We start from the raw sequence: 26,471 nt of genomic DNA, 5'->3' as shown, positions 1-26,471 counted from the left end.
ATCATTCTTAATAACTTTGGCGACTGATTCTTTTAAAATCTGCCGATAAGCCTTATATTAGCAGAAATTCGATAAATTTCAAAATGTCAGATCAAAATCAATACACTGAAGACAATATTCGCTCACTCGACTGGAAAGAACACATCCGGATGCGTCCTGGAATGTACATTGGCAAACTAGGTGATGGTTCTTCGTCTGATGATGGAATTTATATTTTATTGAAAGAAGTTTTGGACAACTGCATCGATGAGTTCGTTATGGGTGCGGGAAAAACAATTGAAGTGACCATCAAAGACAAAACCGTTTCCGTTAGGGATTACGGTCGAGGAATCCCGTTAGGAAAAGTCATTGATGTAGTTTCTAAAATGAATACAGGCGGAAAATATGATTCCTTGGCATTTAAGAAATCCGTTGGTTTGAATGGAGTTGGTACCAAAGCGGTTAATGCGTTGTCTAATTATTTTCGCGTGGAATCCGTTCGTGATGACAAACAGAAAGTAGCTGAATTCTCGGCAGGAAATTTGGTTCTTGAAGAAGACGTCATCGAAACCACCAAACGAAAAGGTACCAAAGTTACTTTTACTCCTGATGAAACGATTTTTAAAAATTATAAGTACCGATATGAGTATGTGATCAAAATGCTCAAAAACTATTGTTATCTGAATAATGGGTTGACGATACTATTCAACGGCGAAAAATATTTTTCTGAAAATGGGTTGAAAGATTTATTGGAAGAAACTATTCACGCCGATGATTTGGAATATCCCATCATTCACCTTAAAGGCGATGATATTGAGATTGCCTTAACGCACAGCAAAACTCAATACAGCGAGGAATACCACTCATTTGTAAACGGACAGAATACAACGCAAGGAGGAACGCACCTTGCGGCTTATCGGGAAGCCATTGTAAAAACGATACGGGAGTTTTACAACAAAGGTTTTGAAGCGTCAGATGTACGAAAATCCGTAGTAACGGCCATCAGTATAAAAGTAATGGAGCCTGTTTTTGAGTCGCAAACCAAAACCAAATTAGGTTCTACCGATATGGGTTCAGAACCCGGAATGCCGTCTGTTCGTACTTTTGTGAACGATTTCGTAAAAAATAAATTAGACAGTTACTTGCATAAAAATCCCGCAACTTCTGATGCGCTTTTGCGAAAAATTTTGCAAGCGGAACGGGAACGTAAAGAACTTTCCGGTATTCGAAAATTGGCAACAGATCGAGCCAAAAAAGCCAATTTGCACAACAAAAAATTAAGAGATTGTCGCGCACACCTTCCTGATACCAAGAATCCAAAAAATCTGGACAGTACGCTTTTTATCACCGAGGGAGATTCTGCTTCGGGATCCATTACTAAATCTCGGGATGTGAATACGCAGGCCGTTTTTAGCCTTCGCGGGAAACCACTGAATTGTTATGGAATGAGCAAAAAAATTGTGTATGAAAACGAAGAGTTCAATTTGTTGCAAGCGGCTTTGGATATTGAAGACGGTTTGGAAAAACTGCGTTACAACAACATTGTAATTGCCACCGATGCCGATGTTGATGGCATGCACATTCGATTGTTATTGATAACGTTCTTTCTGCAATTTTTTCCGGAATTAATAAAAGAAGGACATTTGTACATTTTGCAAACACCACTTTTCAGGGTTCGAAACAAGAAAGAAACCATCTATTGTTATTCGGATGACGAACGAAAAGCGGCCATAGAAAAACTGAAACCCAAACCGGAAATCACCCGATTTAAGGGACTGGGAGAAATTTCTCCTGACGAGTTCAAGAATTTCATAGGGGAAACTATTCGGCTCGACCCCATTATGATGGATAAAAACACGTCAATAGAGCAGTTGTTGTCATTTTATATGGGTAAAAACACGCCCGACAGACAAGAATTTATCATTAAGAACTTGAAGGTGGAATTAGATACGATTGAAGCAAGTTAAATTAAAAACTATGGAAAATCAAGATATACGTTGGGAACAAAGGTTTGCTAATTTTGAAAACGCCTTTAAAGTTTTTAAAATCGCTATAAAAGATTACGAAAACCCTTCCGATTTAGAAAAGGAAGGAACGGTTCAACGGTTTGAATTCACACATGAATTAGCTTGGAAAGTAATGAAAGATTTCCTACTGGATAAAGGATTGTTGGGGATTATAGGTTCAAAAGATGCAACAAGAATGGCTTTTCAGAATGAAATAATTGAAGAAGGACAAATTTGGATGGATATGATTGAAAGTAGAAACAAGACAGTACATACTTATCACGGAAATATTTTAGATGTGGAATATTATAAAATTAAAGATATATATTTTCCTTTAATCGAAAAATTTTATACTAAAATGAAAACCTTTTTATAATGGAATTTGGACTAAACCAAGAAACTATCGATAAAATCAATTCTGCTTTCAAGAAACATCCTGAAATTGAAAAAGTAATTATCTATGGTTCAAGAGCCAAAGGCAATTATAGAACAGGTTCAGATATTGATTTAACATTATTCGGAAATGATTTGAAATATGATTTAATTGGAAAAATAACTTCTGAAATTGACGATTTAAATACTCCTTATTTGTTTGACATTTCAATTTATAAATTGCTTAATGCTCCGAGTTTGGAAGATCATATAAATAGAGTGGGTAAAGTATTTTATAAAAAATAAATAGCATCGATTTAAGGTAAATGAAAGACGAAGAAGATAACATCATCCCCAACGAAGACGAAAACAATGAAGCGTTCGAGTCAACGAACGAAGAAGGATTCGAAGACATAAAAACTTCGGGAGGAATGCAACATTTTTACGAAAATAACGAAGACAGCACCGACACCATTACCAAAGTCACCGGAATGTACAAAGACTGGTTTCTGGATTATGCTTCCTATGTAATTCTAGAGCGTGCTGTACCTGCTATCGAGGACGGATTTAAACCGGTGCAACGCCGAATTATGCATTCTTTGAAAGAGTTAGATGATGGTCGGTACAACAAAGTAGCCAATGTTGTTGGTCATACCATGCAATACCATCCACACGGAGATCAGAGTATTGGGGATGCCATGGTGCAAATTGGACAAAAAGAATTATTGATTGATTGCCAGGGAAACTGGGGGAATATTTTAACGGGCGACAGCGCTGCGGCTTCCCGTTACATCGAGGCACGTTTGTCTAAATTTGCTTTGGAGGTTCTGTATTCTCCAAAAATTACCGATTGGGGCGTTTCTTATGATGGTCGTCGTGCGGAACCGAATAACCTTCCTGTTAAATTTCCATTGCTTTTGGCACAAGGAGCTGAAGGGATTGCTGTTGGACTATCTACGAAAGTGTTGCCCCACAATTTTAATGAATTGATTGATGCTTCCATAAAAATATTAAAAGGAAAACCCTTCCAGATTTTTCCAGATTTCATGACCGCAGGTATTGCTGATGTTTCCAATTATAATGACGGAATGCGTGGCGGACGCGTTCGTGTTCGCGCAAAAATTGCACAATTGGACAAAAACACGTTGGTGATTTCCCAAATTCCGTTTTCGACCAATACAACCACTTTGATTGACAGTATTTTGAAAGCCAATGAAAAAGGGAAAATCAAAATCAAGAAAATAGAAGACAATACCGCTGCCGATGTCGAGATCTTAATCCATCTTTTTCCAGGGGTTTCTCCAGATAAAACCATTGATGCATTGTTTGCATTCACGGGTTGTGAAACTTCGGTCGCACCATTGGGTTGCGTGATTGAAGACAATAAACCCCTATTTATTGGCGTTTCGGATATGTTGAAAATTTCGACAAACAGAACCGTACAATTACTAAAAAGCGAACTTGAAATCCAATTGAGGGAACTTGAAGAACAATGGCATTTCCTGTCTTTGGAACGTATTTTTATCGAAAATAAAATATACCGTGATATTGAAGAAGAAACTAGCAGAGAGGGCGTAATCAATGCCGTAGATAAAGGTTTGAAACCGCACATAAAACACCTGAAACGAGCCGTTACTGAAGAAGATATTCTTAGGTTGTTGGATATTCGGATTATGCGTATTTCTAAATTTGACAGCAACAAAGCCCAAGATAAGATTGAGGCTCTGGAAGGCGATATCGAACAAGTAAAATTCGACTTGGAACATCTAATCGATTTTGCCATTGCTTTTTTTGCAAAATTAAAAGAGAAATACGGGAAAGGTCGGGAACGCCAAACGGAATTGCGAAGTTTCGATAATATCGAAGCGACAAAAGTAGCTTTAAGAAATACAAAACTGTATGTCAATAGGGAAGAAGGTTTTGTGGGTACGGGCTTGAAAAAAGACGAATACGTTACTGACTGTTCTGATATTGATGACGTGATTGTTTTTCTGCGTGACGGTAAAATGATGATTTGTAAAGTAGACGAAAAAAAATTCATCGGAAAAGACATTATTCATATCGCCATTTTTGACAAAAGCGATAAACGAACGATTTACAACATGATTTACCGAGATGGAAAATCAGGCCCCACTTATATCAAACGTTTCAATGTTTCCGGAGTAACTCGGGATAAACTTTATGATTTGACGAATGAGACTGCGGGTTCACAAATTTTATATTTCACCTGCAATCCAAACGGGGAAGCCGAAGTAATTACTATTTTATTGCGCCAAGTGGGCAGTGTTAAAAAATTGAAATTCGACATTGATTTTGCCAGTTTAGCGATTAAAGGACGCGCATCCAAAGGGAATTTGGTGACGAAATATCCAATCAAAAAAATCGAAATCAAAGAAAAAGGAATCTCCACTTTACTGCCAAGAAAAGTTTGGTTTGACGACACGGTTCAAAAATTGAACGTTGATGCGAGGGGAGAATTGCTTGGAGAATTCAGACCGAATGATAAAATTTTAGTGATTTCGCAATCAGGTAAACTAAAAGTGATAACGCCAGAATTGACGACTCATTTTGACGAAGACATGGTAGTTTTAGAAAAATGGATTCCGAAAAAACCGATTTCAGCCATATATTATGACGGAGAGAAAGAACGCTATTACATTAAAAGATTCTTGGTAGAAACTGAAAATAAGGAAGAAAGTTTTATAACCGAACATCCCAACTCGCAACTGGAAATTGTCGCCACGGATTATCGACCTGTAGCAGAATTGGTTTTTGCAAAAGTTAAGGGCGTGCAAAAAGAAAATGTAACAGTAGATATAGAATCTTTCATCACCGTAAAAGGGTTCAAGGCATTAGGCAACCAGTTGACTGCCGATAAATTAAAGCAGGTTAATTTGTTGGAGTCATTGCCTTATGAGATTCCTGAAGAAGTTGTGCCGGAAGAATTAGAAGTGCATGGTAATACCCAAATTGAATTAAATGATGGTGATATTCAACTCGATGATGACGGTCAAATTACCTTGTCATTAGAATAATTAAAGTAGCAAAAAACAAAATCCACTTTCGAAATTTTTATTGTGTTTTTTAGAATTTTGGCCGTTTATTGACCAAATAAAAAAGACAAGGGATTAGAATATTTACCATTTATGAAATCGAATATTATAAAAAATTGTGTTCAAAATAATTCCTTGTCTGAAGTAAAACATATTGAAATAGCCGAAGGCTTGACTGAATTTCCAAGAGAATTATTTGAATGGTGCGATACCCTAGAAATCTTAGATTTATCGAATAATAAACTAAGTGCTTTACCTGCTGATTTCGGAAAATTTAAAAAACTAAAAATTGTATTTTTCGCGAACAATGAATTTAGAGAATTTCCAAAAGTACTAGCCGATTGCCCCGAATTAAGCATGGTTGGCTTCAAATCAAACAAAATAGCATTCATTCCAGAAAATGCATTCCCCAAAAAATTACGATGGTTGATCCTAACGGACAATAAAATTGCTTGCCTTCCAAATTCAATAGGAAAGTGCGTGCAACTACAAAAATGTGCTTTAGCAGGGAATCAGCTTATGCACTTGCCTTCAGAAATGGCAAATTGTAGAAATTTAGAACTTTTAAGAATTTCAGCAAATCAATTACAAGAATTGCCGCAATGGCTCATTGAATTGCCCCGATTATCCTGGTTAGCATTTTCCGGAAATCCCTGCTCATCAAAAGTTATGGATTATCCTGAAATAGAATTTATCTCTTGGGAAGAACTGGAGCTACAAGAACAATTGGGAGAAGGAGCTTCAGGGTTTATCTACAAAGCATTTTGGAAAACAAGACAAAAATCTGTTGCAATTAAATTGTTTAAAGGGAAGGTTACTAGCGATGGCTATCCCAGCGACGAATTGGCAACGTGCTTAGCAACAGGGAATCATCCCAACTTAGTGCCGCTTTTAGCTCAAATACAAAAACATCCAGAAAATAAGCAGGGTTTTGTAATGGAATTAATCGCTCCGGAGTTTACAAATCTTGGTAATCCTCCCAGTTTGGAAACCTGTTCCAGAGATGTTTTTGCTTCAGATCAAAAATTCGAATGGCTAGAAGCAATAGAATTGATAACCAGCATTGCTTCGGCAGCAAAACACCTGCACAACAAAGGAATCCTTCATGGTGATTTATACGCCCACAATACATTATATAGGATTGATGGATACGGCTATTTAGGGGATTTTGGAGCTGCTTCTTTTTACGACAAAAACAGTTCGTTTTCAAAAGGAATTGAACGTCTTGATGTGCGTGCTTTTGGATGTTTTATGGAGGATATTTTAACCAGAACGACCTATTCTGATGAAAATAAATTTCAAAAAATTTCCTCCATTATGAATTCCTGTCTGGATGAGGATTATAAAAAACGGCCAGATTTTAAGGATGTTTTAGAGGTGATACAGAATTTATAATTTCGTTCTTCCCCTAAATTACGCCTAGTTATTTGTTTTTATTTTTAGACATTTTCATATTCAAAACCTCCACTAAAAGTGAAAATGAAATGGCAAAATACAAATAGCCTTTAGGGACCACATCAACATGATTGCCAAAAAAGGAAGCATTCGCTAAGTGGGCACTTTCGGTAATTAACATAAATCCAATTAAGATCAAAAAGGACAACCCTAAAATTTGAATCGAGGGATGTTTGTTTACAAAATTTCCTACAGGAACGGCAAATTGCATCATAATCAATACTGATATAACTACCGCGGTAATCATAATATAAATAGCACCTTCAACTCCATTGGTCATTCCTACGGCAGTAAGAATGCTGTCAAATGAGAAAACCAAATCAATTAAAATAATTTGCACAATGACATTCCCAAAAGATTTTGCCGCTGATTTTTTTAGTTCCTTTTCCTCTTCCCCTTTTTCTTCCACTTTCTCGCGGATTTCCTTGGTGCTCTTGTAAATTAAAAATAATCCTCCAAGAAATAAAATAATGCTTTGGCCGGAAATTTGCGCGCTAATCCAATTCAAGTCAATACTAAACCAGGGTTCTTTCATTGCAATTAACACCGTAATCCCCAACAGCAATGCTATTCTCATAAACATGGCTAAGAACATTCCGATTTTCGTGGCTTTTTTTCGTTTTTCTTCGGGTAATTTCCCAGTAGCAATAGAGATAAAAATGATATTGTCTATTCCTAAAACAATCTCTAAAAAAGTCAATGTTAATAAGGCAATCCAGGCATTCGGGTTTAAAAAAACTTCCATTTAGTTGATTTTAGTTGATTCGGGTTGCAGTCCCTTTTTGTTTGGCATTACTTCCTATACTTCCAAATTCAAAGGTATAGGAATTTTTTGATGTTGTCAAAATTTTAATGTCAATTGCCTTTTTTTCAGCCATATTCTTAGGATTCAATTTCTGCAAAACATACTCGCAATCATTAATCCACCGAATCGAAGCCGTATCCGTTTTTCCTTCATAGGTTTCTATGACCATCGAATCGGTTCTAATAGAAGTGCTCTGTTTTTTTACGCCATCAATCAAAATTTCAGATTGGTATTTTCCAGTTTTAAAATCCTTGCAATTGCGTTCTACATTGTAGCACGAAAAGAGCAATAGGAGTGAAGGAAGTAGTATATTTTTTTTCATTTTTTGGAGCTGTTTCCTGCTATTCGTTTCAATCTTTTTTTTCGTTCCTCAAAAAAGGATTACCACTGCAAACGAAGTTCACTGAACTCCGATGAAAATAGAAAAAAAGTGAAGTAATCAGGGCTAAGGTTTGAATTATTCATTTCGACGGTTCGGCTCCCATCTCCTTTGGAGAGGGGTTGGGGGGTGAGGATTACTCAATTTTAATATCATATTTCTCTAAAAGCCCCGGGATTCCTTGCATTGAAAACTTTGCTTTTTTCATTGGATTAAACTCGGGATCAATTTTATAGTTGTAGGCCGACTTAAAATTAACGCCTGTCAGTAGCGTGTCATTAAAGATGGTTCCTTCTAAATTACAATTTTCAAAAACAGAATTCGAAAGATGGGTTCCTATAAAAGAAACTTCTTTTAGGGAACAGGAATTGAAATGGGTTTTCGGCATTTTCTTGTTGGCAAACGAGGAGTAGTCCAAAACGCAATCCTGAAAATTCACGGCAAACAAAAAGTCATCACAAGTATGGAATTGAATGCCTAGTAATTTGCAATTTTTAAAGCTCACGGTTTTTAAACTTGTTCCAGCTAATTGTGTCATGGCCAAATTGCAATCAATAAACTCGCAATCCATAAAGGTATTATATGAGAAATCACTATTCGAGAAATCGCAGTTCTTGAAAATGCAACCGTCAAATTCCCTGTTGTTGATTTTCTTGTCGATATAAACGACTTTTTCGAAAGTCTTGTGAATGTGAATGAGATTTTCCATTAATCGTTAAATAAACTTCTGACAATTGTTTTTAACCCCATAAACATCAAATAAACGGCCCCTAAACAAGCAATGATTCCAACAGCTAAAACCAAATAATGCCAACCGTTTTGTTTATTGATAAAGGCATTATAAATTACGGAAGGCCCAATGAACAGCAAAGGCAAGGCCCATGCTAAATAATTGATTCCTTTTGATAAAACTTTTCGGTTCGTTGCCATTTTAATTTAGGATTTTAGAATTTATTTCTCAAAATTATCAACTGCATTTCTCACGCTACCAAATTTCTTCAACAATTCAGAAGCCTCTTCGTAGGAAACGGGAATTTCTCCCATAATCATTTTTACGCCACGATCCACCAGTTTGCTATTACTCAATTGCATATCCACCATTTTATTGCCTTTCACTTTTCCCAGTTGGATCATGGTAGCTGTAGAAATCATATTGAGCACTAATTTTTGTGCAGTACCAGCCTTCATTCTAGAACTTCCAGTGACAAATTCTGGTCCAACGACAACATCTATTGGGAATTTTGCCGTTTGCGAAAGCGGACTTCCAGCATTGCAAGAAATACTTCCCGTGCTAATATTATTTTGATTGCAGGCTTGTAATCCACCGATGACATAAGGCGTTGTTCCCGATGCGGCTATTCCAATTACGACATCATTTTCATTGATATTGTGTTCTTTTAAATCAATCCAAGCTTGGCTTGCATCATCTTCGGCATTTTCTACAGCTCTGCGAATGGCTTTGTCTCCACCGGCAATGATTCCGTTGACCAAATCAAACGGAACTCCAAAAGTGGGTGGACATTCTGAAGCATCTACAATTCCCAATCTGCCGGAAGTTCCTGCGCCTATGTAAAATAATCTCCCGCCCAATTTCATTTTAGCCACGATTTCAGCAACTACAATTTCAATTTGCGGTAGGGCTTTTTCTACGGCAAGCGGAACGGTTTTGTCTTCTTGGTTGATATTAAAAAGTAATTCCTGAACTGACATTTTTTCTAAATGTTCGTGTTTTGAGGATTGTTCGGTGGTTTTGGTGAAAGTCATTTCGTTATATTTTTTGCCACAAAGGCACAAAGGCACAAAGATGTTTTTGATAATTTACAAATTTAGCAAATAAAATTTTAGCAAATATGGATTAAATATAAATTGGTGGTTTTGTGGTTACAAAAAATACGCCAATCCAACCCCTAAAATGATCATCGAAACCTTAGCAATATTGAATTTATGCCCTTCGCTGCTTTCAAAAATTATGGTCGATGAAATATGGAATAAAATACCAATCACGATGGCGGTAATTTCAGAGTAATAGTCGTTTAATATTGGTAAATAGTTTGATAATAGTGTTCCCAGCGGAGTCATAACGGCAAAAGTTATCATAAAGACAAAAATGGCTTTTTTATCCAAGCTTGAATTGATAAAAAATGTCGTTAGGATGATGGCTATGGGCAAATGATGAATGGCAATTCCCATCGCTAAATTGTGATGGTGACTTACGGGAAATCCTTCCAGAAAGGCATGAATGCAAAGGCTTATGAAAAGCAACCAAGGAATATGAGTCATTTTTTCGTGTCCGTGAACGTGACCATGTTCGGCTCCTTTCGAGAAAAATTCTAAGATGATTTGGAACAAGATTCCCACCATAATAAAAATTCCTATGGAAGGGTTATGACTTTCGTAAACTTCAGGTAATAAATGAATAACCGTCAAAGACAATAGAAAAGACCCGCTAAATGCCAACAGTAATTTTAGGTTGGTTTTATTCTTCGGTTTTAAAAACAGGGCAATGATGTAACCTATCAGGACGGAAAATAACGGTAAAAGATAATTCATTATTTAAATATCATAATTAATCGTTCACTTTCGGTTTTATGGAATTTTTTCAATTTATAATCGCCAAAAATATCCAATAAAAAAATACCGGCTTCTTCCATTAATGCTTCAAAATCCTTGAGCGTTAATGCCTTTACTTTTTCAGTGAAATGAAATTTTTCGCCTTGGTCTTCAAAGTCAATTTCTTTATAAATATGTCCTTCACTTATGTATCTCTTGATATGAAAAGCAATCCCATTAACCGTTTTTATTTCTTCGGGAACTAAATTATCAACCACTTGATTGACATTCATAAAGTCAATTACGGCAAAACCATATTCAGTCAAACTCTCTTTCATCGCCTTTAAAGTGGTCAAGTTGTCTTCGTCATTTTCAAAATAACCAAAACTGGTAAACAAATTAAATATGGCGTCAAATTTATCATCAAAAGTTTCGCGCATATCATGGACTTGGAAATGAAGGGTTGCATTTTTGTTTTTATCGGCCTCCGCAATACTGTTTTCAGACAAATCGGCGCCCACAACATCATAGCCCAACTGATTTAGATAGATGGAATGCCTGCCTTTGCCACAGGCCAAATCAAGTACTTTGGCTTTTTCGGGAAGGTTGAGATAGTGCGTCAGATTATCCATGAAAACCTGGGCTTCTCTATAATTTCTTTCCTTATAAAGGATGTGATAATATGGAGTGTCAAACCAAGAGGCGAACCAATTGTGGGTTTTGTGTTGTAGGTCTTGGGACTTGGGTTTTATTGAATTCGGCATTTATTATTTTGAATTTCATTTAAAATGCAAATTTAGTCTATTTTTGCCAAATATAACGATAACAATTTCCCCTTTGGGGGTTAGGAGGCTATGGAAAATTTTAAAATGATTGCCAAAACCTTTTTTGGTTTTGAAGAAATATTAGCAAAAGAATTGCAACAATTGGGCGCACAAGAAGTTGAACAGGGTGTGAGAATGGTCAGTTTTAAAGGGGATAAAGGGTTTATGTACAAGGCGAATTTGTCTTTGCGTACGGCTTTGAAAATCTTGAAACCCATTTATTTCTTTAAGGCCAATAACGAACAGGCTTTATACAAAGGCGTTTCGGGCGTAAACTGGTCAAAATTTATCAATGCGAATCAGACTTTTGTAATTGATGCAACGGTGCATTCGGATTATTTTAATCATTCCGAATTTGTGTCCCAAAAATGTAAAGATGCGATTGTAGATCAATTTAGAGAAAGAACTGGCCAACGACCAAGCATTGACAAAGTTTTTCCTGATTTAAGAATAAACATCCATATCGATAAAGACCAAGTTTCGGTGGCGCTGGATACTTCCGGAAATTCGCTTCATCAACGTGGGTATAGAACCGCAACCAATATTGCACCTATTAACGAAGTGCTTGCTGCAGGAATTCTGTTGCTTTCAGGTTGGGACGGTCAAGGCGATTTCCTGGATCCCATGTGTGGTAGCGGAACTTTCTTAGCTGAAGCAGCTATGATTGCGTGTAATATTCCGGCCAACATCAACAGAAAAGAATTTGCTTTCGAAAAATGGAACGATTGGGACAATGAATTGTTTGACAGCATCACTAATAGTTTGTTGAAAAAAGTACGAGAATTTCATTATACCATAAAGGGTTACGATAAAGCGCCAAGTGCCGTAATGAAAGCCAAAGACAACATTAAAAATGCAAATTTGGACGAATATATAACCATTGAGGAACAAAACTTTTTTGATACCGAGAAAACTACTCAAGGAAAATTACACATGGTTTTCAATCCGCCTTATGATGAGCGTTTGGATATACACATGGAAGAGTTCTACAAAAACATTGGCGATACGCTTAAGAAAAATTATCCAGGAACCAATGCTTGGTTTATCACCGGGAATCTTGAAGCACTAAAATTTGTGGGCTTAAAACCTTCCAGAAAAATTAAACTTTTCAATGCGAGTATTGAAGCCAGACTGGTTAAATACGAAATGTATGAGGGAAGCAAGAGGACTAAGTTTGCACAAGTTCGTGAAAATGATTTGAGCCAAGAGTCGGATAATTCAATAATAGAATAATAGTAATAAATTATAAAATCATGAATAAATTACAAGTAAGAGCCTTTATTTTTAACCTACTCTCTTTTATTATTTTGTTTGTAGGGTTTCGTTACCTAGTAGAAAAGTACACCAATCTGTCTGGTTTTTGGATTCCACTGACTGCTTTTGTGATAGGAACCATTTTAGCCCCAAAATTTCAAGCTGTAAAAACCAATGATGGCGAAAAACTGTTTATGAAATGGATGTTTTTGAAGGGAATTAAGGAAATTAAGTAATTACGAATTTAGAATTTTTTCTTTTTCTTGTCTTCCTTTTTTGCTGCTCCTACGTCTGCTTTTTTCTTATAAATAGGAATGAAATAGGAAACGGTATAGTTAAATCCTACGCCAAAATTCCCATTATAGGTCCGATTAAAACCAGGAATGTACAGGTTGTCGAAATTTGCCGGCTTCTTATTTGAAATCAAATTATTCATCCTAAAACTGAACCCCACATAAATATTATTATAAATTTTTGCGTTGACTCCAACAACAACTTCAACCCATTGTGCCGTTAATCCGTCAAATTTTTCTCCAGATATAATTACTGGAGTATTTTCAAAATAGGGGTGTGCGTTATAGATTTTATAACTGTTTAGTTTTTGGCTAAAAGAACTTACGCCATATCGCATTCCGATATAGATTTTGTTTTCCATATCAAGCCAGTTTTCGTAGAAATTATAATCGAATCCCGCTCTAAAATAGGTGCCTTTTGTGGTAAAATTTAACCGATTATCATCAACCGTTTTATTTTCGTTACCCAATTCTCCAGCTAGATAATATTTTTTGGAGATTCTGTAATCTCCAACAACTTCCAATCCTTTATAGTCTTTTTCATAAAAGGAGCGGGAAAGTTTGAACAAATCTATACCAACTCGCAGTCCATAGCGATTTATTTTTACGGGAATACTGTCTGCTTTTTTTGTTTCTTGTGCCTGCATCAAAAATGACGACAACACGAAGCAAATACTAAAAATATATTTTGATGTGTGTTTCATTTTCAGTTTCTAAATTATATTTTTCGACAGTAATATTTTGGATCCAAATGCCTTGAGTAGCAAGCGGATTGTTGTTTAGTACAAAGGGATTGGGCAAAGCAGCATCATTATTCAGGTCAAACAATGTTTTGTAGCCACACGCTCGGGAGACAAAAACTGTTTTTCGGGAATAATTAAATTCAAGAATATCAGTGTAAATTAAAGCAGGATTGGTATTTCCTGCATTTAAAACAAAGCTGAATTTTGTTTTATCATCGGTCAATTTTAGCGGAACCTGAATTTGATGAACCCCATTAAATAAAATCCCTGTTGTCAATCCGTCTCCTACAATGCCTAGATTAGTTACGTTTTTTGTAATGGTAGGATTTGTAATGTCATAAAAATCTATAATGAGTCTTGGTGTTGTTGGCGTATTGGCATCGCAAATATCATCTTTCTCACAACTGGAGAAGGACAATGTTAGTACGAAAATAAGTAAAAGTATTTTCTTCATAGAACTCAAATTTCAATAACAAAAATCAATGACAACAACTAAAAATAGGATCTGTGAACTGAAACCTACTTCCTGTAATTTTCTTAATACAGAACACTATTTTCGTTTCTCTAAAAGTACCACATTTTCTACATGATGCGTTTGCGGAAACATATCTACCGGCCGTACGCGGGTTACTTTATAAAATTCATCCATTAAGGCTAAATCCCTAGCCTGTGTTGCCGAATTACAACTTACATAAACGATTTTCTCCGGAGCAATTTTCAAGATTTGTTCGATTACGTCTTTGTGCATTCCGTCTCTTGGCGGGTCAGTAATAATGACATCAGGCTGACCGTGTTGGGCAAGAAAATTGTCATTGAAAACCACTTTCATGTCTCCTACATAAAATTCACAATTGGTAATTTCGTTGCGTTTTGCGTTTGCTTTGGCGTCAACAATGGCTTCAGGAACACTTTCTACACCAATCACTTTTTTTGCATTTTTAGAAACAAATTGGGCTATGGTTCCTGTTCCCGTATATAAATCATAAACAACCTCATTTCCTGTCAATCCGGCAAATTCGCGGGTTATTTTATACAATTCGTAGGCCTGATCAGAATTGGTTTGGTAAAAAGATTTGGCATTGATGCTAAATTTCAAACCTTCCATTTCCTCTAGGATATAATCGCGACCCTTAAATAATTTTACCTCTTGGTCATAAATGGTATCGTTTGGTTTTCCGTTAATTACGTATTGTAGCGAAGTTATTTCCGGAAAACGATCCATAAGGAAATTCAATAATAATTCCCTTTTGGTTTTGTCTTCTTCAAAAAACTGAATCAAAACCATGATTTCTCCGGTTGACGCTGTTCGAATCATCAATGTTCTTAAAAATCCCTCGTGGTGTCTTGGGTTGAAAAATGCCAAATCATTGTCATTGGCAAAAGCCCTAATTTCGTTTCGTATCGCATTAGAAGGATCTTCCTGCAAATGGCATTTGGTAATGTCCAGGATTTTGTCCCACATTTTTGGGATATGAAAACCCAATGCATTTCTGTTTCCTAAATCTTCGGTACTATCAATTTCCTGTTCGGTAAGCCAACGGGCATTGGAAAAACCAAATTCCATTTTGTTTCTGTAAAAGAATTGTTTTTCCGAACCTAAAATCGGCTCAAATTCCGGAAGTTCCACTTTTCCTATGCGTTGCAAATGGTTTTTTACCTCGTTTTGTTTGTAGTACAACTGTTGGCTGTATTTCATGTTTTGCCATTTGCAACCGCCACAAACCCCAAAATGTTCGCAAATGGGTTCGATTCGATGTTCCGAAAATTCATGAAAACGAACGGCTTTTCCCTCATAATAGGCTTTGCGCTTTTTGAATGTTTGCACGTCTACCACATCTCCTGGAACGACATTGGGAATGAATATTACTTTTCCGTCTGGCGCTTTTGCCACCGAAACACCTTTTGCGCCCGCATCAAGGACTTTTATGTGATCAAAAACGATTTTGTCTGTATTTTTCTTTGCCATGGCGCAAAAATAAGGGTTTGATTGGTATTAAAAATTCAAATTGGGAAATATTTTCAACAAGTTGGTGTTTGTTTTCCATTATTTTGAATCCAGATTGATTTAAGGATACCTAGTTTAAAAATGGAATGGTTCAAAATGAAAATCCGAATACAGTACATTATCTCAAAATGTATTTGAAAAAGTATGGGAAGTTGTTGCTCGTAGTTTCTTTAATACTTTGATACGGTTTGAAAAAAGGAAATCTATTTAGTTTTTTGCCATATACCAAAATCCAGAAGTTATAAATAAATTGGGTCTTGAATTGTTATTTCTGTTTTACTAAAATTAAATATTTCCAAGGGGCTAAAGTAATTATGTCATCGCCAATAAATACATGAATTGTGTTTGAAAACAGTTCATTGTAAGTTCCTTTTTGATATTTTGAGTTCAGTTTTACAGTAACTGGTTTATTACTATAATTAATGATTGGAATTACTTGATCTCCATTTTTAGTTCTTGAAAATGAAATAACTTGTTCTGGTTTGTCATTAAAAACACGAATCATTTCGCCTCCATAACTCCCGTTCCATAATGCTTGGTTTTTATGTTTTAAGTCAAACAGTTTTGTGTAAATGGCTGCGTAGGGATGGTTTTTCCATTCAATTAAGTCTTTATCAAAGAATTTTAAGGAGCGATTCAGTCCAGCTTCCTGTCCGCTATAAATGAGTGGCATTCCGTTAATAGTACAAGCCAAAACCATGGAAGCTTCCAGTCCATCACCAAAATTAGAATATTGATTGCCTTCCCAGGAATTTTTATCGTGGTTCTCCGTAAAAGTCATTCGGTAGGCATCTTTTGGGAATGTACTCACATCATGTGCCATATATTCAACCAAGCCGGCCAAACTTTTCCCATCCTTGGTAACGGAATGCATTTTATCCCATAAGCTCCAAGAATATGTCATGTCAAAAGCTTTTCTGTGTAAATCACGAGATTCCCATTCACCAAGCATAAAAACAGGTTTGATTTCATCCATTTCTGCTCTGGCATTTTCCCAGAAATCAACTGGAATAAATCCAGCAACATCACAACGATAACCGTCTATATTAGCTTCTTTCACCCAATATTTTAAGGCATCGGTCATGTATTTTCTCAATTCAGGTTTGTCATAATCAAAATCAATAATGTCCTCCCAATCGTACCAAGGAGTTGGTTGAAAATTCCCTTCTGGAGTTTTGGAATACCAATCGGGGTGCTCTTTTGCCAAGACATTATCCCAAGAGGAGTGATTTGCAACCCAGTCTACAATAACATGCATTCCCATGGTATGAATTTTTTTGACAAGTGCTTTTAAATCTTCTTTTGTTCCAAATTCAGGATTGACGCCATAGTAATCTTTCACGGAATAATAGCTGCCCAAAGTGCCTTTTCTTTTTTCGATGCCAATAGGATTTATGGGCATGAGCCAAATAATATCAACCCCCATTGCTTTTAATCTAGGCAAATGAGTTTCAAATGCTTTAAAAGTGCCTTCTGGAGTAAATTGACGTACATTTACTTCATAAATTGTTGCGTTTTTGCTCCACTCTGGATGTTTTACTTCCACATAGTTTTTGGGTTTGTATCTGGAGAGTACATCACTATTTAATTCAGAAGGGTTCTTTTTGTCAGAATGATTGCAACTACATAAGAGGAATAGCAGTAACAAAACAACATTTTTTCGGATAGAATTCATAAATTATAGTCTAGAAGCATAAAGATATAATTTTTTTGCAAAAAAATAATAATTAAATGAACTCGTTAAGAATGGGCATACGTTTTTTTAAATTTCTGTTTTTCAGCGTATTTTTCCATAATCAATTGTGCTTTAAAAAAGCATAAAGTAGATTCAGCTCCCTGATTAATATTGACGTGTTTGTCTTCAAGGCCATCATAGGATGCACCATTTTCTGGATTATACATGATTTGTTTGAGGTGATTGTTTCCTAAAAACCAGTTAAAAGCCAATTTTAGCTGATCTTTATATTTACTATTTCCCGTGACTTCATAAAACAAATCTAAAGCAATGATGGTGGTGGATACCTCGATGGGCTGTTCTCCATAAAACACTCTTTCGTTTTGTTTTTTGAACCATCCTCTATTTGAGATTACTTTTAACTGCCCTTTCATGAAATATTGCGATAAAAGAAAATCAAACGTAATGAGAGCAATTTTTTTATATTTCGGTTTTCTAGTGACCATATAACTGTAAAGCATTGCCTCTGGCAGGACATTATTGGCATAGGTCATGTAGTCTTCATACCAACACCAATTTTCTTCAGAATTGATGTGATAATGGCGCAATAGTTCATTAGCAAGTTTTTCAATATGATTCTTTATTTCTTCATTAGGATATTTAGAATAATAATGAAAGAGACCTTTTAAGGCATAAGCGATGGCTCTCGGAGAGGTAATGTCATGTATTCTTTCTATAGCTTTGTTCCAACATTTTTCTGCTCGCAACACCAGCCACATAGGTAAGGTTTCTTTATTAGCAATTACAGTTCCCAAGCTCCATAATGCTCTTCCGTTAGCGTCTTCAAGATTTACTTCTAAATTTTGCTTTGTTAATTGATGGTCAAAGCTTTTGTAATTGTAAAACCAGCCATCATCTTTCTGAATGCCTTCAATATATTCCATATAGGTATCTGCTAGTTTTAGAGACTTTGAATCATGGTAATGGGTATGATAGATTACCATGTCAATTAATGCTCGTGCATTGTCATCTAATGTATATCCCGATTCTGGATCTGGCTCGCTTAATTTAGAAAATTGCAGGATGCCGAAATCCGTAGTGAGCTTCTCTATGTGGTCTAGTTTTATGGGAGGGGAGTTGAATCTCAAATCGCCTTCTCTATTCGTCAATTGATCGAACAGCAATCGGTATTGAATAGCGATATTTTCCCATGATGTAGCGTGTGCTAAGGAGAATGCATTTTTTCCCATTGTAATACGTGCTTCTTTATTTTTGATAAGTTTCAGAATGGCTTTTTCAAATTCTTTTGGTTTGTCAAAATTATCTAATAATATTCCGTTGCCATCCGTTAGAGATTCAACAGCATGAGGTATTGGTGTAGAAATAACGGCACATCCGCAACTCATGGCATAAGCAAAGGTACCGCTAACGGCCTGATTGGGATCTTTGGATGAAAATAGATATATTTCTGATAAAGTTAAGTATTCAAGTAACTGCCACAATTCAAGATATTCATTAATAAAAACCACGTTGTTTTCTAATTGAAGTTCTTGTACAATTTTAATAAGTTGATCTCTGTAATTTTCTCCTTCACGTTTAATAACTTCTGGGTGGGTTTTTCCAATAACTAAATATTGTGTTTGAGGATATTTAGCTACAATTTCCGGCAATGCATACAGAACCGTTTCTATATTTTTATTTTCATTAATCAAACCAAATGTGGACAAAACTATTTTATCGGATAAATTATATTTTGTTTTTAAATTTTCTTTTTGTTCCCAAAGAATAGTGTGGGTACCATGGGGAATTACGGTTATTTTTGATATTGGACAATTGTAATGGTCAACCAAAATTTCTCGGGATATTTTTGTAAGAACCACTATTTGATTTGAAAGGTCAGCTATGGCATGAACCACTTTTTTTCTTTTTTCTTCCGGTTCCGGCAAAACGGAATGGAAAACAGTAATAACTGGTTTGTTTAACGCTAAAATGAAGGACAGGATATAATCGCCAAATTCCCCTCCGAAAAGACCAAATTCATGTTGAACACAAACTAGCCCAATGTCATTTCGGTCATTTATTTTTTCTGCCACTAAGCGGTAATCATCTAAAGAAGTTGTGGTTAAAACATAGGTTACTTCATCATTATAATCAACTTGTTGAGCGTTGTTTTGTAATGCACACACTTCAATCGGAAGTGTATTTCCAAATACATTTTCTACCGCATTGACAATGTCATTAGAAAAGGTGGCAATACCACATTCCCGTGGTGGATAGGAGCTGACAATTAGCATTTTCATCCCTTTTTCAAATTCCATGATAATTGTTTTAGGGTTGTTTTACTAATTCAATAAGTAATTCTTTTAAACTCATTTTGGCAACTGCAATGTGCTTGTCTGCCGCTCCGTAATAAATATAAAGATCATCACCAAAGAGGGCATGGCCAGTTGGGAAAACAACATTATTGACCTCGCCTTCTATTTCCCATTGTTTTGTAGGTGAGAAAAGAGGTAAATTTAATCTGGATATTTCATTTTCTGGTTTGTCTATTTGAAGTAAAGCGGCCTTAGCATGATAGGTTCTCCCTGTTGTGGTTTCATGTACTCCATGGTAAATAAGCAACCAGCCATCATCAGTTTCAATGGGTGGGCCGCCAGCTCCAATATAGTTTACTTCAAAAATTCCTTTGGGATCAAGGACAATATAATCGGTTAAATGTTTGAGATAATCCTCCCAAAAGGACTTAGTCAAATCCCTCCAATGGTCAAAATAGACAATCTGTATGCCTGGCCATATTCGATGCAAAAGGGCAAATTTTCCATTTATTTTTCTTGGAAAGAATACGATGTCTTTATCTCTAAGCAATCTAAACTCATCTGCAACTAAACCTATTTGTGCAAACAGCCTGTAGTAATGATGGTATTTTGGGTTTAATTTTTCGCCACAACATAGTACTAAAGATTCATATTCCTGATAATTAACGGTGGGAGTAATGATTCCTTGTTTCTCAAAATGGATCAAATCTTTAGAGGTAGCGAAAGCTCCCATAGCATTCACACCATCATAAGCGGTATAAGTGATATAGTAAGTGTCTTCAATTTTTACAATTCGAGCATCCTCAACGCCATGGCTCTCATAATCGAAATCGCGGGTAATTAGGGGGTGTTTGTATCTTTCCACAATTTTAAGGGGGCCATCGGTTTTTGCGTAACCAATAGTTGACAAATTTCCTTCTTGTACCGCCCTGTATAGGATATGTATCGTGTTTCCCTCCTGAAAGATGCCAGGGTTAAGGACTCCGTTGTTTTCAAACTCCTTTTCCGTTGGACTTAGAATAATTCCGTGTTTTTCAATTGTTATCATAACTTGAGTTTTTTGATACTATTTATCGCATTATATTTCTGTTGTAATTTGAACCAACGCCTTACTCAAATTTACAAAAAAAAATATTTGAAATTTTATAAATTTCAAATATTTTACTTTTAAAATATTAGTAATCAATTATTTGTAAGTTTTGTTTTGTGTTTTAACAGTCGTCTATTTCTTCTCTTTCAATTTTGCCTTTTCTTGTTTTTTAAAATATCCCCTAAATAAAAAGTTATGTTTTAAGGCTTCGAGATCTTCATTTAAACGGATACTGGCGTTGTTAATATTACTCATTGTAGAATCTATTTTCCGAACTAATTTTGGGTCGTTTGAAAGGTAGTTTATAGCTCCTTTTCCGTCTTTAATGTTCAGGATTGTCGTGTTTAGATTGGTAACTACCTTGTCTATTCCATTGCTCGATTTATCTAAATTACGAACAATGGTTTTGATTTTATTGGCTATTGCCGAATCTTTTAGAACACCAACCACATTGTCCTTATTGTTCAATGACACGATGATTTTGTTCAAATTTGTCACGGACTCCGAAGTTCCTTTGCTAGTCAGTTTCAAATAATTTAGGGTTTGTTTCAAATCATCTCCCATGACAGTATCATTAACCAATAGACCCAGAGTTCCTTTGCCAAGAGTTATTTCATTGGTTATTTTAAGTAAATCAGTGGTAAGTCGAGCCGCATTTTTATTGGTTATACTAAGTGTATTTAAAATATCCTCTCCGCGAATGCGGTTCAAAGACCGAATCTCATCACCGGGATGAACTGGAGGTTGCGTCCCATCACCCGGTGTAATACTAATGATCATATTTCCCACCAATCCGTCAGAACTAATCGTGGCGACGGCATCTTTTTTGATATGTTGTAAAATGGCTTTGTCGATAATCATATCCACTCGGATGATAGTGTCGCTCACCATTTCAATACCCAGAACCGTTCCTACATTAATCCCGGAATAGCGCACATTGTTGCCTATTTGCAAGCCGTTCACATTGTTAAATACAGCGCTCAGATGATCTGTTTTTCCAAACATTTTCTGCTTATCTCCGATGAAATAAATGGCCAGGACAAAAATTATTAATCCGACGATAACAAAAAGACCAAGTTGAATTTTTTGTGGGACTGTTTTTTCCATTTTTTGTTTATTTAAAAAAGGCACGAACTTTCGGGTCTTTTGATGTAGATAACTCTTCAAAAGTCCCTTCTGCATAATTAATACCATCAACCAATAAAATCATTCGATTGGATATCATTCTGGCACAATCCACATCATGAGTAATGATAATAGATGAGGTATTGTATTTTTTCTGAATGGACATCATCAATAATAAAATTTCCTTTGCAGTTATAGGGTCTAATCCCGTGGTGGGTTCGTCGTAAAGAATAATCTTCGGAAGTAGGATTAAAGTTCTGGCAAGAGCAATTCTGCGTTTCATTCCTCCGGAAAGCTCCTCCGGCATCAAATTTATTGTTTGAGCCAAACCTACATTTTCTAAGGCTTCCATGACCAATGGTGTGGTATCCTTAATTTTTCCAAATTTTTTTGTGTGACGCCTCAACGGAAATTCTAAATTTTCCCGAACGGTCATTGAATCGTAGAGTGCGCTACCTTGAAACAGAAACCCAACCTCTGTTCGAAGCTCATCTAACTCCTCGCGTTCCAATTCCCCAATATTTTTACCCATTACCATAATGGTACCACCATCAGGTTCTTCCAATCCAATTAAGCACTTTATCATGACTGATTTTCCGGAACCTGATTTCCCCATAATTACCAAATTTTCACCTTCATTTAAGTACATGTTGAAACCGTCTAAAACATGGTTGTCACCATAGCTTTTACGTAAGTCTTTGATTTCTATCACTGGTTTTTGATTGGAAATGGGTTTGTTCATATCTTATAAATCATAAAAAATATCAGTAACAAATACGGCAACAAAATCAATGATAAAAAGCAGCAGAGAAGTAAAAACTACTGCGGAATTTGCAGCAAGACCTACTCCGGCGGTGCCTTTTTTACAGTTATACCCTTTAAAGCACCCCACTAATCCTATGGCATATCCAAAAAAGAAAGTCTTGATGGTTGCAGGAATTAAATCGCCAAATTCTAAGGCGTCAAAGACCTGATTGTAGTACAATAAAAAGGAAACGTTCCCTTTTAAGTTCTCCACCAGATAGGATCCATATATGGCAATGGCATCTCCAAAAAAAACTAAAATGGGGAGCATAAAAGTAGTAGCCATTATTCGTGTGACTACTAAATATTTGAAAGGATTTGTTCCGGAAACCTCCATCGCGTCAATTTGTTCGGTTACCCGCATGGAGCCCAATTCAGCACCAATTCCGGAACCAATACGTCCCGCACAAATTAAGGCGGTGATAATTGGACCTATCTCCCTAATAATTGAAATGCTCACCATGGAAGGCATCCAGGAAACAGCGCCAAATTCCTGAAGTGTAGGCCGCGATTGTAAGGTAAAAACCAATCCGATAATAAATCCCGTAACGGCAACAAGCAGTAGGGAACGGTTTCCCATATTATAACATTGCCTAAGGAATTCCTTAAACTCATAAGGAGGTTTAAAAACTTCTTTAAAAAAGCGACTGGCAAAATAGGAGAGCTCACCAACTTCCAATAAGAAAGATTTGAACAATTCGATAATTTTAAAAATACTATTCATAAACAAAGATGAATTAATTTTTAATCGAAAATAGTATATCAAATATATGAATATTCTTTGGTTTTATAGCTTTTTAATGTTCTAAAAGTGTCATGTTGAAAGCTCAAAGGCGGCAGTACAATTTGATTTGTACGCGTTAATAAATAAAAAAATCGTTTCATTTTTTCAGAACAAGACGATTTTTTTATTTGAAATTTTTTTAATTTTACACAATTAGCTTTCTTATCGTTGTGTCTAAATTTGATTTCATTAGTATCAGTCATTTTAGAAATCAAATTGTAATGACTTGATTTTTTTTCGAAATTTTATAGGTCTGTTTTTTGACCCCCTTGATAATGCCCAATTCGAAAGGTTTCTCACAATGAATAGTGATTTTTTGTTTTGTCCCTTGCGGTTCACATAACAATGAAACTTTTTGGTTTTTTAATTCGATATTTTTTATCCCAAAAGTGTCGTTTCGCTTTAAAGTCCAGCAAATTTGATTTTGATTTCCTTTAATTTCAAATCCCAAAACATTTTCGATTAACAAAGAAATTGGGGCAAGACCAGACCAACCCACAAAATCCTGACGGGAGTAAAAGGTGTTATCCCAACGGGTTGCAGGACTTTCATAATCTGCGGAATAGCATTCCCAAATGGTTTTATAGGAGTCAGCATAACGCTCTTCGTATGCAATTTTTTCGATGTCAGGTTTAAAATGATAATAAATATTTGCTACATTTTTGAGATGGTTAAATGCGATGGTATCCGCAAGATCATTTTCGCCATATTTTTTCAAGCCTTGAATTACCATGTAATTGGTGGGAGACCAAACGCTGCCCAGCCAATAATGTCCTTTACTATCATATTCGGGTTGATTTGCCGCCAAAGTCGGAACCAAATGTTTTCTCCAAAATTCGTTTGGGTTTTGTAAATGATGTAGCAAAAACGGGACATTTTGCTTAGGAGCTATTTCTGAAAAAAGCGTCCAAAAAGCACCAATATGTACCGTTGGGCTTAAGGTGTTTTGTTCGGTCAAATCATAATAAAATCCTGATTTATTGTCCCACAACAAGGAGTTTACTAAACCTTTTATTTGCTCATAATGGGTTTTAAACTCTTTTTCGGTGGTTTTGTTTCCCGTTTTTTCTGCAATTTTTTGAATATACAGAGCAGCTAACGCTTGTTGGGACGAAAAATCAATCCATGCGGCTTTGCCTACATTTTTGCGGGGTGTGTTATCCATTCCGCTTCCTAATTCAGAAGTGTAATACAGTCCTTTTCCCTTTTCTGTTCGACAATTTTTCTCTATCCAATTAAAATAGGTGGCTAAAACGGGTAATACTTTTTTAAAACGGGTAGCATCGCCAGATATTTCATAATAACGCCATTCCAACCAAGCAAAAAGAGGTGGATTTACCATTGGTTCCTCTGCGGTAGGTTCATTTGCAATTTTCCCGTTGGTTTCCCAATATACTCTTTGAATATAACCATCGGCTCTTTGTTTTTTGTAAAAATTATCCAATGAGGGCATCACGGGAAAGACGCTTCGCCCATACATACCGAAACTGGTAATAAAACACAAATCCCATTGGTAAATTAATTCATTGAACCCTTCGTCCATATATTTTTTTGAAAAGCCATTTTCCGGAGTACCTGAACCAATTTTTTTCCAAGCCATCTTCCAAGCTTCATAATACAATTCCACTAATTCTGGATTAGCACTTAATATAGGTTCTGGAAGTTTTTCTTTTGGAAAAGGATCTTTACTTATTTTACGTAATGGAATGGGTGGATTTCCAATCTTTACGATCGAGTTAAAGCTTGTGCCTCCATCATTAATCTTCAATGGGTTGTTAGGGTCAGGAATCCAATTGCCATCAACCACAATTTTATAGTAGTAATAATTGGGTTCGATTTCTATGGAGGCTCTCCATACATTGTCGATTCCCTGTTTCATGGGAAGTGCCTCTGTCGACCAATTATTAAAGCTACCTGCTACAGCAACATTTTTTGCCTTTTCGGAGAAATAAGAAAATTCAAAAGATACTTTCTGAGCAAAATTGATTAAAGGAAGTACAAGTAAAAAGAACGTTATTGTTTTTTTCATAATTACTTTTTCAATAAAAACACCAATGGAATATCCAATCGGTCATGCCAAGATTTCTCCGAATGGTCTTTACCAGGGAAGAATTTGGTAATCCAGTTTTTATCTGTAAACCCTTTTGCTTTCATGACAACATCTACTTTTTCCTGTAAAGGCTTGTATAGGACATCCAAGGTTTGGTCGCCATAGTCAAAGTAAATTTTATGGTTTTTCGGGTTTGGAAGATTGTTTTTCAAATAGTTTATAAACGCATCAGGAATTGGATTGTTGGCTGCTGAAAATGCTCCTGGCCAATGTGTAGACATACAGGCTGCACCCCCAAAAACTTTGGGATATTCACAAATGGCATACATAGAAATCAATCCTCCCATACTGGAACCGGCAATAAATGTGTTTTTTCTGTCTTTTTTTGTAGAAAATGTTTTGTCTATATAAGGTTTTAATTCAGTTACCAAAAATTTCAAATACGCATCGGAGAATGGTTTGAAAACGGCTGTTGTTTTCCCTGCTTTTTGTAGCTGTGAGGTAATTGTGTCTCTTTGAATTTGGGTCAAACTTTCATATGGTTTTTGCGGGAAATATTCCGGATGCCGTTTTTGGTCACTATTCCAAATTCCAACAACGATGAATTTTTGCGTTTTGTTTTCGGAAATTAATTTTCCGGCAACGTCATCTACTTCCCATGCTTGTTTGTTCCAAGTGGTCTCAGCATCGTAGAGCATTTGCCCGTCATGCATGTATAAAACGGCGTATTTTTCTTTGTCGGAATAGCCATCGGGCAACCAAACATCAATATTTCGAACATCAACAAATTGGGATTTGAAGTTTTCAAAACGCTGTACTTTTCCGGCGCTAACTTTAACCTCTTGGGCATTTCCGGTAATAAAAATCAAACAGGCTACCATGGAATTAATAATTTTTTGCATACAAAATG

The 26,471-nt window shown here is 36.0% G+C and carries 25 protein-coding genes; 7 read left to right on the top strand and 18 right to left on the bottom strand.

The window, feature by feature from the left end:
- Window positions 1-83: 83 nt before the first annotated feature.
- The 5 genes from DB895_RS08540 (at window position 84) to DB895_RS08520 (ending at window position 6,805) form a co-directional block, all read left to right on the top strand.
- Window positions 84-1,946, top strand: coding sequence for a DNA topoisomerase IV subunit B (locus tag DB895_RS08540; RefSeq protein WP_116724942.1), 1,863 nt, complete (start codon window positions 84-86; stop codon window positions 1,944-1,946).
- 10 nt (window positions 1,947-1,956) lie between these two features.
- Window positions 1,957-2,361: a nucleotidyltransferase substrate binding protein gene (locus tag DB895_RS08535; protein ID WP_116724981.1), complete on the top strand. Its 405-nt coding sequence runs from the start codon at window positions 1,957-1,959 to the stop codon at window positions 2,359-2,361.
- Window positions 2,361-2,663: a nucleotidyltransferase domain-containing protein gene (locus tag DB895_RS08530; RefSeq protein ID WP_116724941.1), complete on the top strand. Its 303-nt coding sequence runs from the start codon at window positions 2,361-2,363 to the stop codon at window positions 2,661-2,663. The genes DB895_RS08535 and DB895_RS08530 overlap by 1 nt, the downstream gene beginning before the upstream one ends.
- Before the next feature lie 20 nt (window positions 2,664-2,683).
- On the top strand, window positions 2,684-5,392 hold the full coding sequence (locus DB895_RS08525; protein ID WP_116724940.1) for a DNA gyrase/topoisomerase IV subunit A: 2,709 nt from the start codon (window positions 2,684-2,686) through the stop codon (window positions 5,390-5,392).
- Between the two features lie 111 nt (window positions 5,393-5,503).
- Window positions 5,504-6,805 carry a protein kinase gene (locus tag DB895_RS08520; RefSeq protein WP_116724939.1) on the top strand — a complete coding sequence of 434 codons (1,302 nt, stop codon included), beginning with the start codon at window positions 5,504-5,506 and terminating at the stop codon, window positions 6,803-6,805.
- Between the two features lie 28 nt (window positions 6,806-6,833).
- Here the strand turns inward: DB895_RS08520 and DB895_RS08515 are convergent, their stop codons facing one another.
- From DB895_RS08515 to DB895_RS08485, 7 genes are all read right to left on the bottom strand, one after another.
- Window positions 6,834-7,610 (bottom strand): TerC family protein, encoded by a 777-nt coding sequence (locus tag DB895_RS08515; protein WP_116724938.1) that lies wholly within the window; start codon window positions 7,608-7,610, stop codon window positions 6,834-6,836.
- A 10-nt stretch (window positions 7,611-7,620) separates the two neighbouring features.
- Window positions 7,621-7,992, bottom strand: coding sequence for a DNA topoisomerase IV (locus tag DB895_RS08510; protein WP_116724937.1), 372 nt, complete (start codon window positions 7,990-7,992; stop codon window positions 7,621-7,623).
- A 193-nt stretch (window positions 7,993-8,185) separates the two neighbouring features.
- Window positions 8,186-8,758, bottom strand: coding sequence for a pentapeptide repeat-containing protein (locus DB895_RS08505; RefSeq protein WP_116724936.1), 573 nt, complete (start codon window positions 8,756-8,758; stop codon window positions 8,186-8,188).
- The gene (locus DB895_RS08500; protein WP_116724935.1) at window positions 8,758-8,979 is read right to left on the bottom strand and encodes a DUF6095 family protein; all 222 of its coding nucleotides are present in this window, start codon (window positions 8,977-8,979) and stop codon (window positions 8,758-8,760) included. The genes DB895_RS08505 and DB895_RS08500 overlap by 1 nt, the downstream gene beginning before the upstream one ends.
- A gap of 21 nt (window positions 8,980-9,000) precedes the next feature.
- Window positions 9,001-9,813 (bottom strand): N-acetylmuramic acid 6-phosphate etherase, encoded by an 813-nt coding sequence (murQ, locus tag DB895_RS08495; protein ID WP_116724934.1) that lies wholly within the window; start codon window positions 9,811-9,813, stop codon window positions 9,001-9,003.
- Window positions 9,814-9,930: 117 nt separating this feature from the next.
- Window positions 9,931-10,599, bottom strand: a complete 669-nt coding sequence (locus DB895_RS08490; RefSeq protein WP_116724933.1) for a ZIP family metal transporter — start codon at window positions 10,597-10,599, stop codon at window positions 9,931-9,933.
- The gene (locus DB895_RS08485) at window positions 10,599-11,363 is read right to left on the bottom strand and encodes a class I SAM-dependent DNA methyltransferase (RefSeq protein WP_116724932.1); all 765 of its coding nucleotides are present in this window, start codon (window positions 11,361-11,363) and stop codon (window positions 10,599-10,601) included. The genes DB895_RS08490 and DB895_RS08485 overlap by 1 nt, the downstream gene beginning before the upstream one ends.
- Before the next feature lie 90 nt (window positions 11,364-11,453).
- Between DB895_RS08485 and DB895_RS08480 the strand changes: the two genes are divergently transcribed.
- Complete coding sequence (locus DB895_RS08480) at window positions 11,454-12,656, top strand: THUMP domain-containing class I SAM-dependent RNA methyltransferase (protein WP_116724931.1); 1,203 nt, start codon at window positions 11,454-11,456, stop codon at window positions 12,654-12,656.
- Window positions 12,657-12,676: 20 nt separating this feature from the next.
- Window positions 12,677-12,913 (top strand): hypothetical protein, encoded by a 237-nt coding sequence (locus DB895_RS08475; RefSeq protein ID WP_116724930.1) that lies wholly within the window; start codon window positions 12,677-12,679, stop codon window positions 12,911-12,913.
- Between the two features lie 8 nt (window positions 12,914-12,921).
- On the opposite strand, the gene DB895_RS08470 is transcribed toward DB895_RS08475, so the two are convergent.
- The 11 genes from DB895_RS08470 to DB895_RS08415 all read right to left on the bottom strand — a co-directional run bounded on the left by DB895_RS08470 (window position 12,922) and on the right by DB895_RS08415 (window position 26,463).
- Window positions 12,922-13,674, bottom strand: coding sequence for a DUF6048 family protein (locus DB895_RS08470; protein ID WP_116724929.1), 753 nt, complete (start codon window positions 13,672-13,674; stop codon window positions 12,922-12,924).
- Window positions 13,646-14,167 carry a DUF6452 family protein gene (locus DB895_RS08465; RefSeq protein WP_116724928.1) on the bottom strand — a complete coding sequence of 174 codons (522 nt, stop codon included), beginning with the start codon at window positions 14,165-14,167 and terminating at the stop codon, window positions 13,646-13,648. Before DB895_RS08465 ends, DB895_RS08470 begins: the two co-directional genes overlap by 29 nt.
- A 96-nt stretch (window positions 14,168-14,263) precedes the next feature.
- The gene (gene rlmD, locus DB895_RS08460; RefSeq protein WP_116724927.1) at window positions 14,264-15,679 is read right to left on the bottom strand and encodes a 23S rRNA (uracil(1939)-C(5))-methyltransferase RlmD; all 1,416 of its coding nucleotides are present in this window, start codon (window positions 15,677-15,679) and stop codon (window positions 14,264-14,266) included.
- Window positions 15,680-15,983: 304 nt separating this feature from the next.
- Window positions 15,984-17,393 carry an alpha-amylase family glycosyl hydrolase gene (locus tag DB895_RS08455; RefSeq protein ID WP_116724926.1) on the bottom strand — a complete coding sequence of 470 codons (1,410 nt, stop codon included), beginning with the start codon at window positions 17,391-17,393 and terminating at the stop codon, window positions 15,984-15,986.
- A 65-nt stretch (window positions 17,394-17,458) separates the two neighbouring features.
- Window positions 17,459-19,711 carry a glycosyltransferase gene (locus DB895_RS08450; RefSeq protein WP_116724925.1) on the bottom strand — a complete coding sequence of 751 codons (2,253 nt, stop codon included), beginning with the start codon at window positions 19,709-19,711 and terminating at the stop codon, window positions 17,459-17,461.
- A gap of 10 nt (window positions 19,712-19,721) precedes the next feature.
- Window positions 19,722-20,756, bottom strand: coding sequence for a glycoside hydrolase family 130 protein (locus DB895_RS08445; RefSeq protein WP_116724924.1), 1,035 nt, complete (start codon window positions 20,754-20,756; stop codon window positions 19,722-19,724).
- 174 nt (window positions 20,757-20,930) lie between these two features.
- Window positions 20,931-21,905: an MlaD family protein gene (locus tag DB895_RS08440; RefSeq protein WP_116724980.1), complete on the bottom strand. Its 975-nt coding sequence runs from the start codon at window positions 21,903-21,905 to the stop codon at window positions 20,931-20,933.
- Between the two features lie 7 nt (window positions 21,906-21,912).
- Window positions 21,913-22,665 (bottom strand): ABC transporter ATP-binding protein, encoded by a 753-nt coding sequence (locus DB895_RS08435; protein ID WP_116724923.1) that lies wholly within the window; start codon window positions 22,663-22,665, stop codon window positions 21,913-21,915.
- Window positions 22,666-22,668: 3 nt separating this feature from the next.
- The gene (locus tag DB895_RS08430) at window positions 22,669-23,451 is read right to left on the bottom strand and encodes an MlaE family ABC transporter permease (RefSeq protein ID WP_116724922.1); all 783 of its coding nucleotides are present in this window, start codon (window positions 23,449-23,451) and stop codon (window positions 22,669-22,671) included.
- 271 nt (window positions 23,452-23,722) lie between these two features.
- Window positions 23,723-25,540, bottom strand: a complete 1,818-nt coding sequence (locus DB895_RS08420; RefSeq protein WP_116724920.1) for an MGH1-like glycoside hydrolase domain-containing protein — start codon at window positions 25,538-25,540, stop codon at window positions 23,723-23,725.
- 2 nt (window positions 25,541-25,542) lie between these two features.
- Entirely contained in the window at window positions 25,543-26,463 is a 921-nt protein-coding gene (locus DB895_RS08415; RefSeq protein WP_116724919.1) for an alpha/beta hydrolase, read from the bottom strand.
- Window positions 26,464-26,471: the final 8 nt, after the last annotated feature.

Origin of the sequence: Flavobacterium psychrotolerans, assembly GCF_003097635.1 — a bacterium.
Taxonomy (GTDB): Bacteria; Bacteroidota; Bacteroidia; order Flavobacteriales; family Flavobacteriaceae; genus Flavobacterium; species Flavobacterium psychrotolerans.
This window is presented reverse-complemented; position numbering and strand designations above follow the sequence as displayed.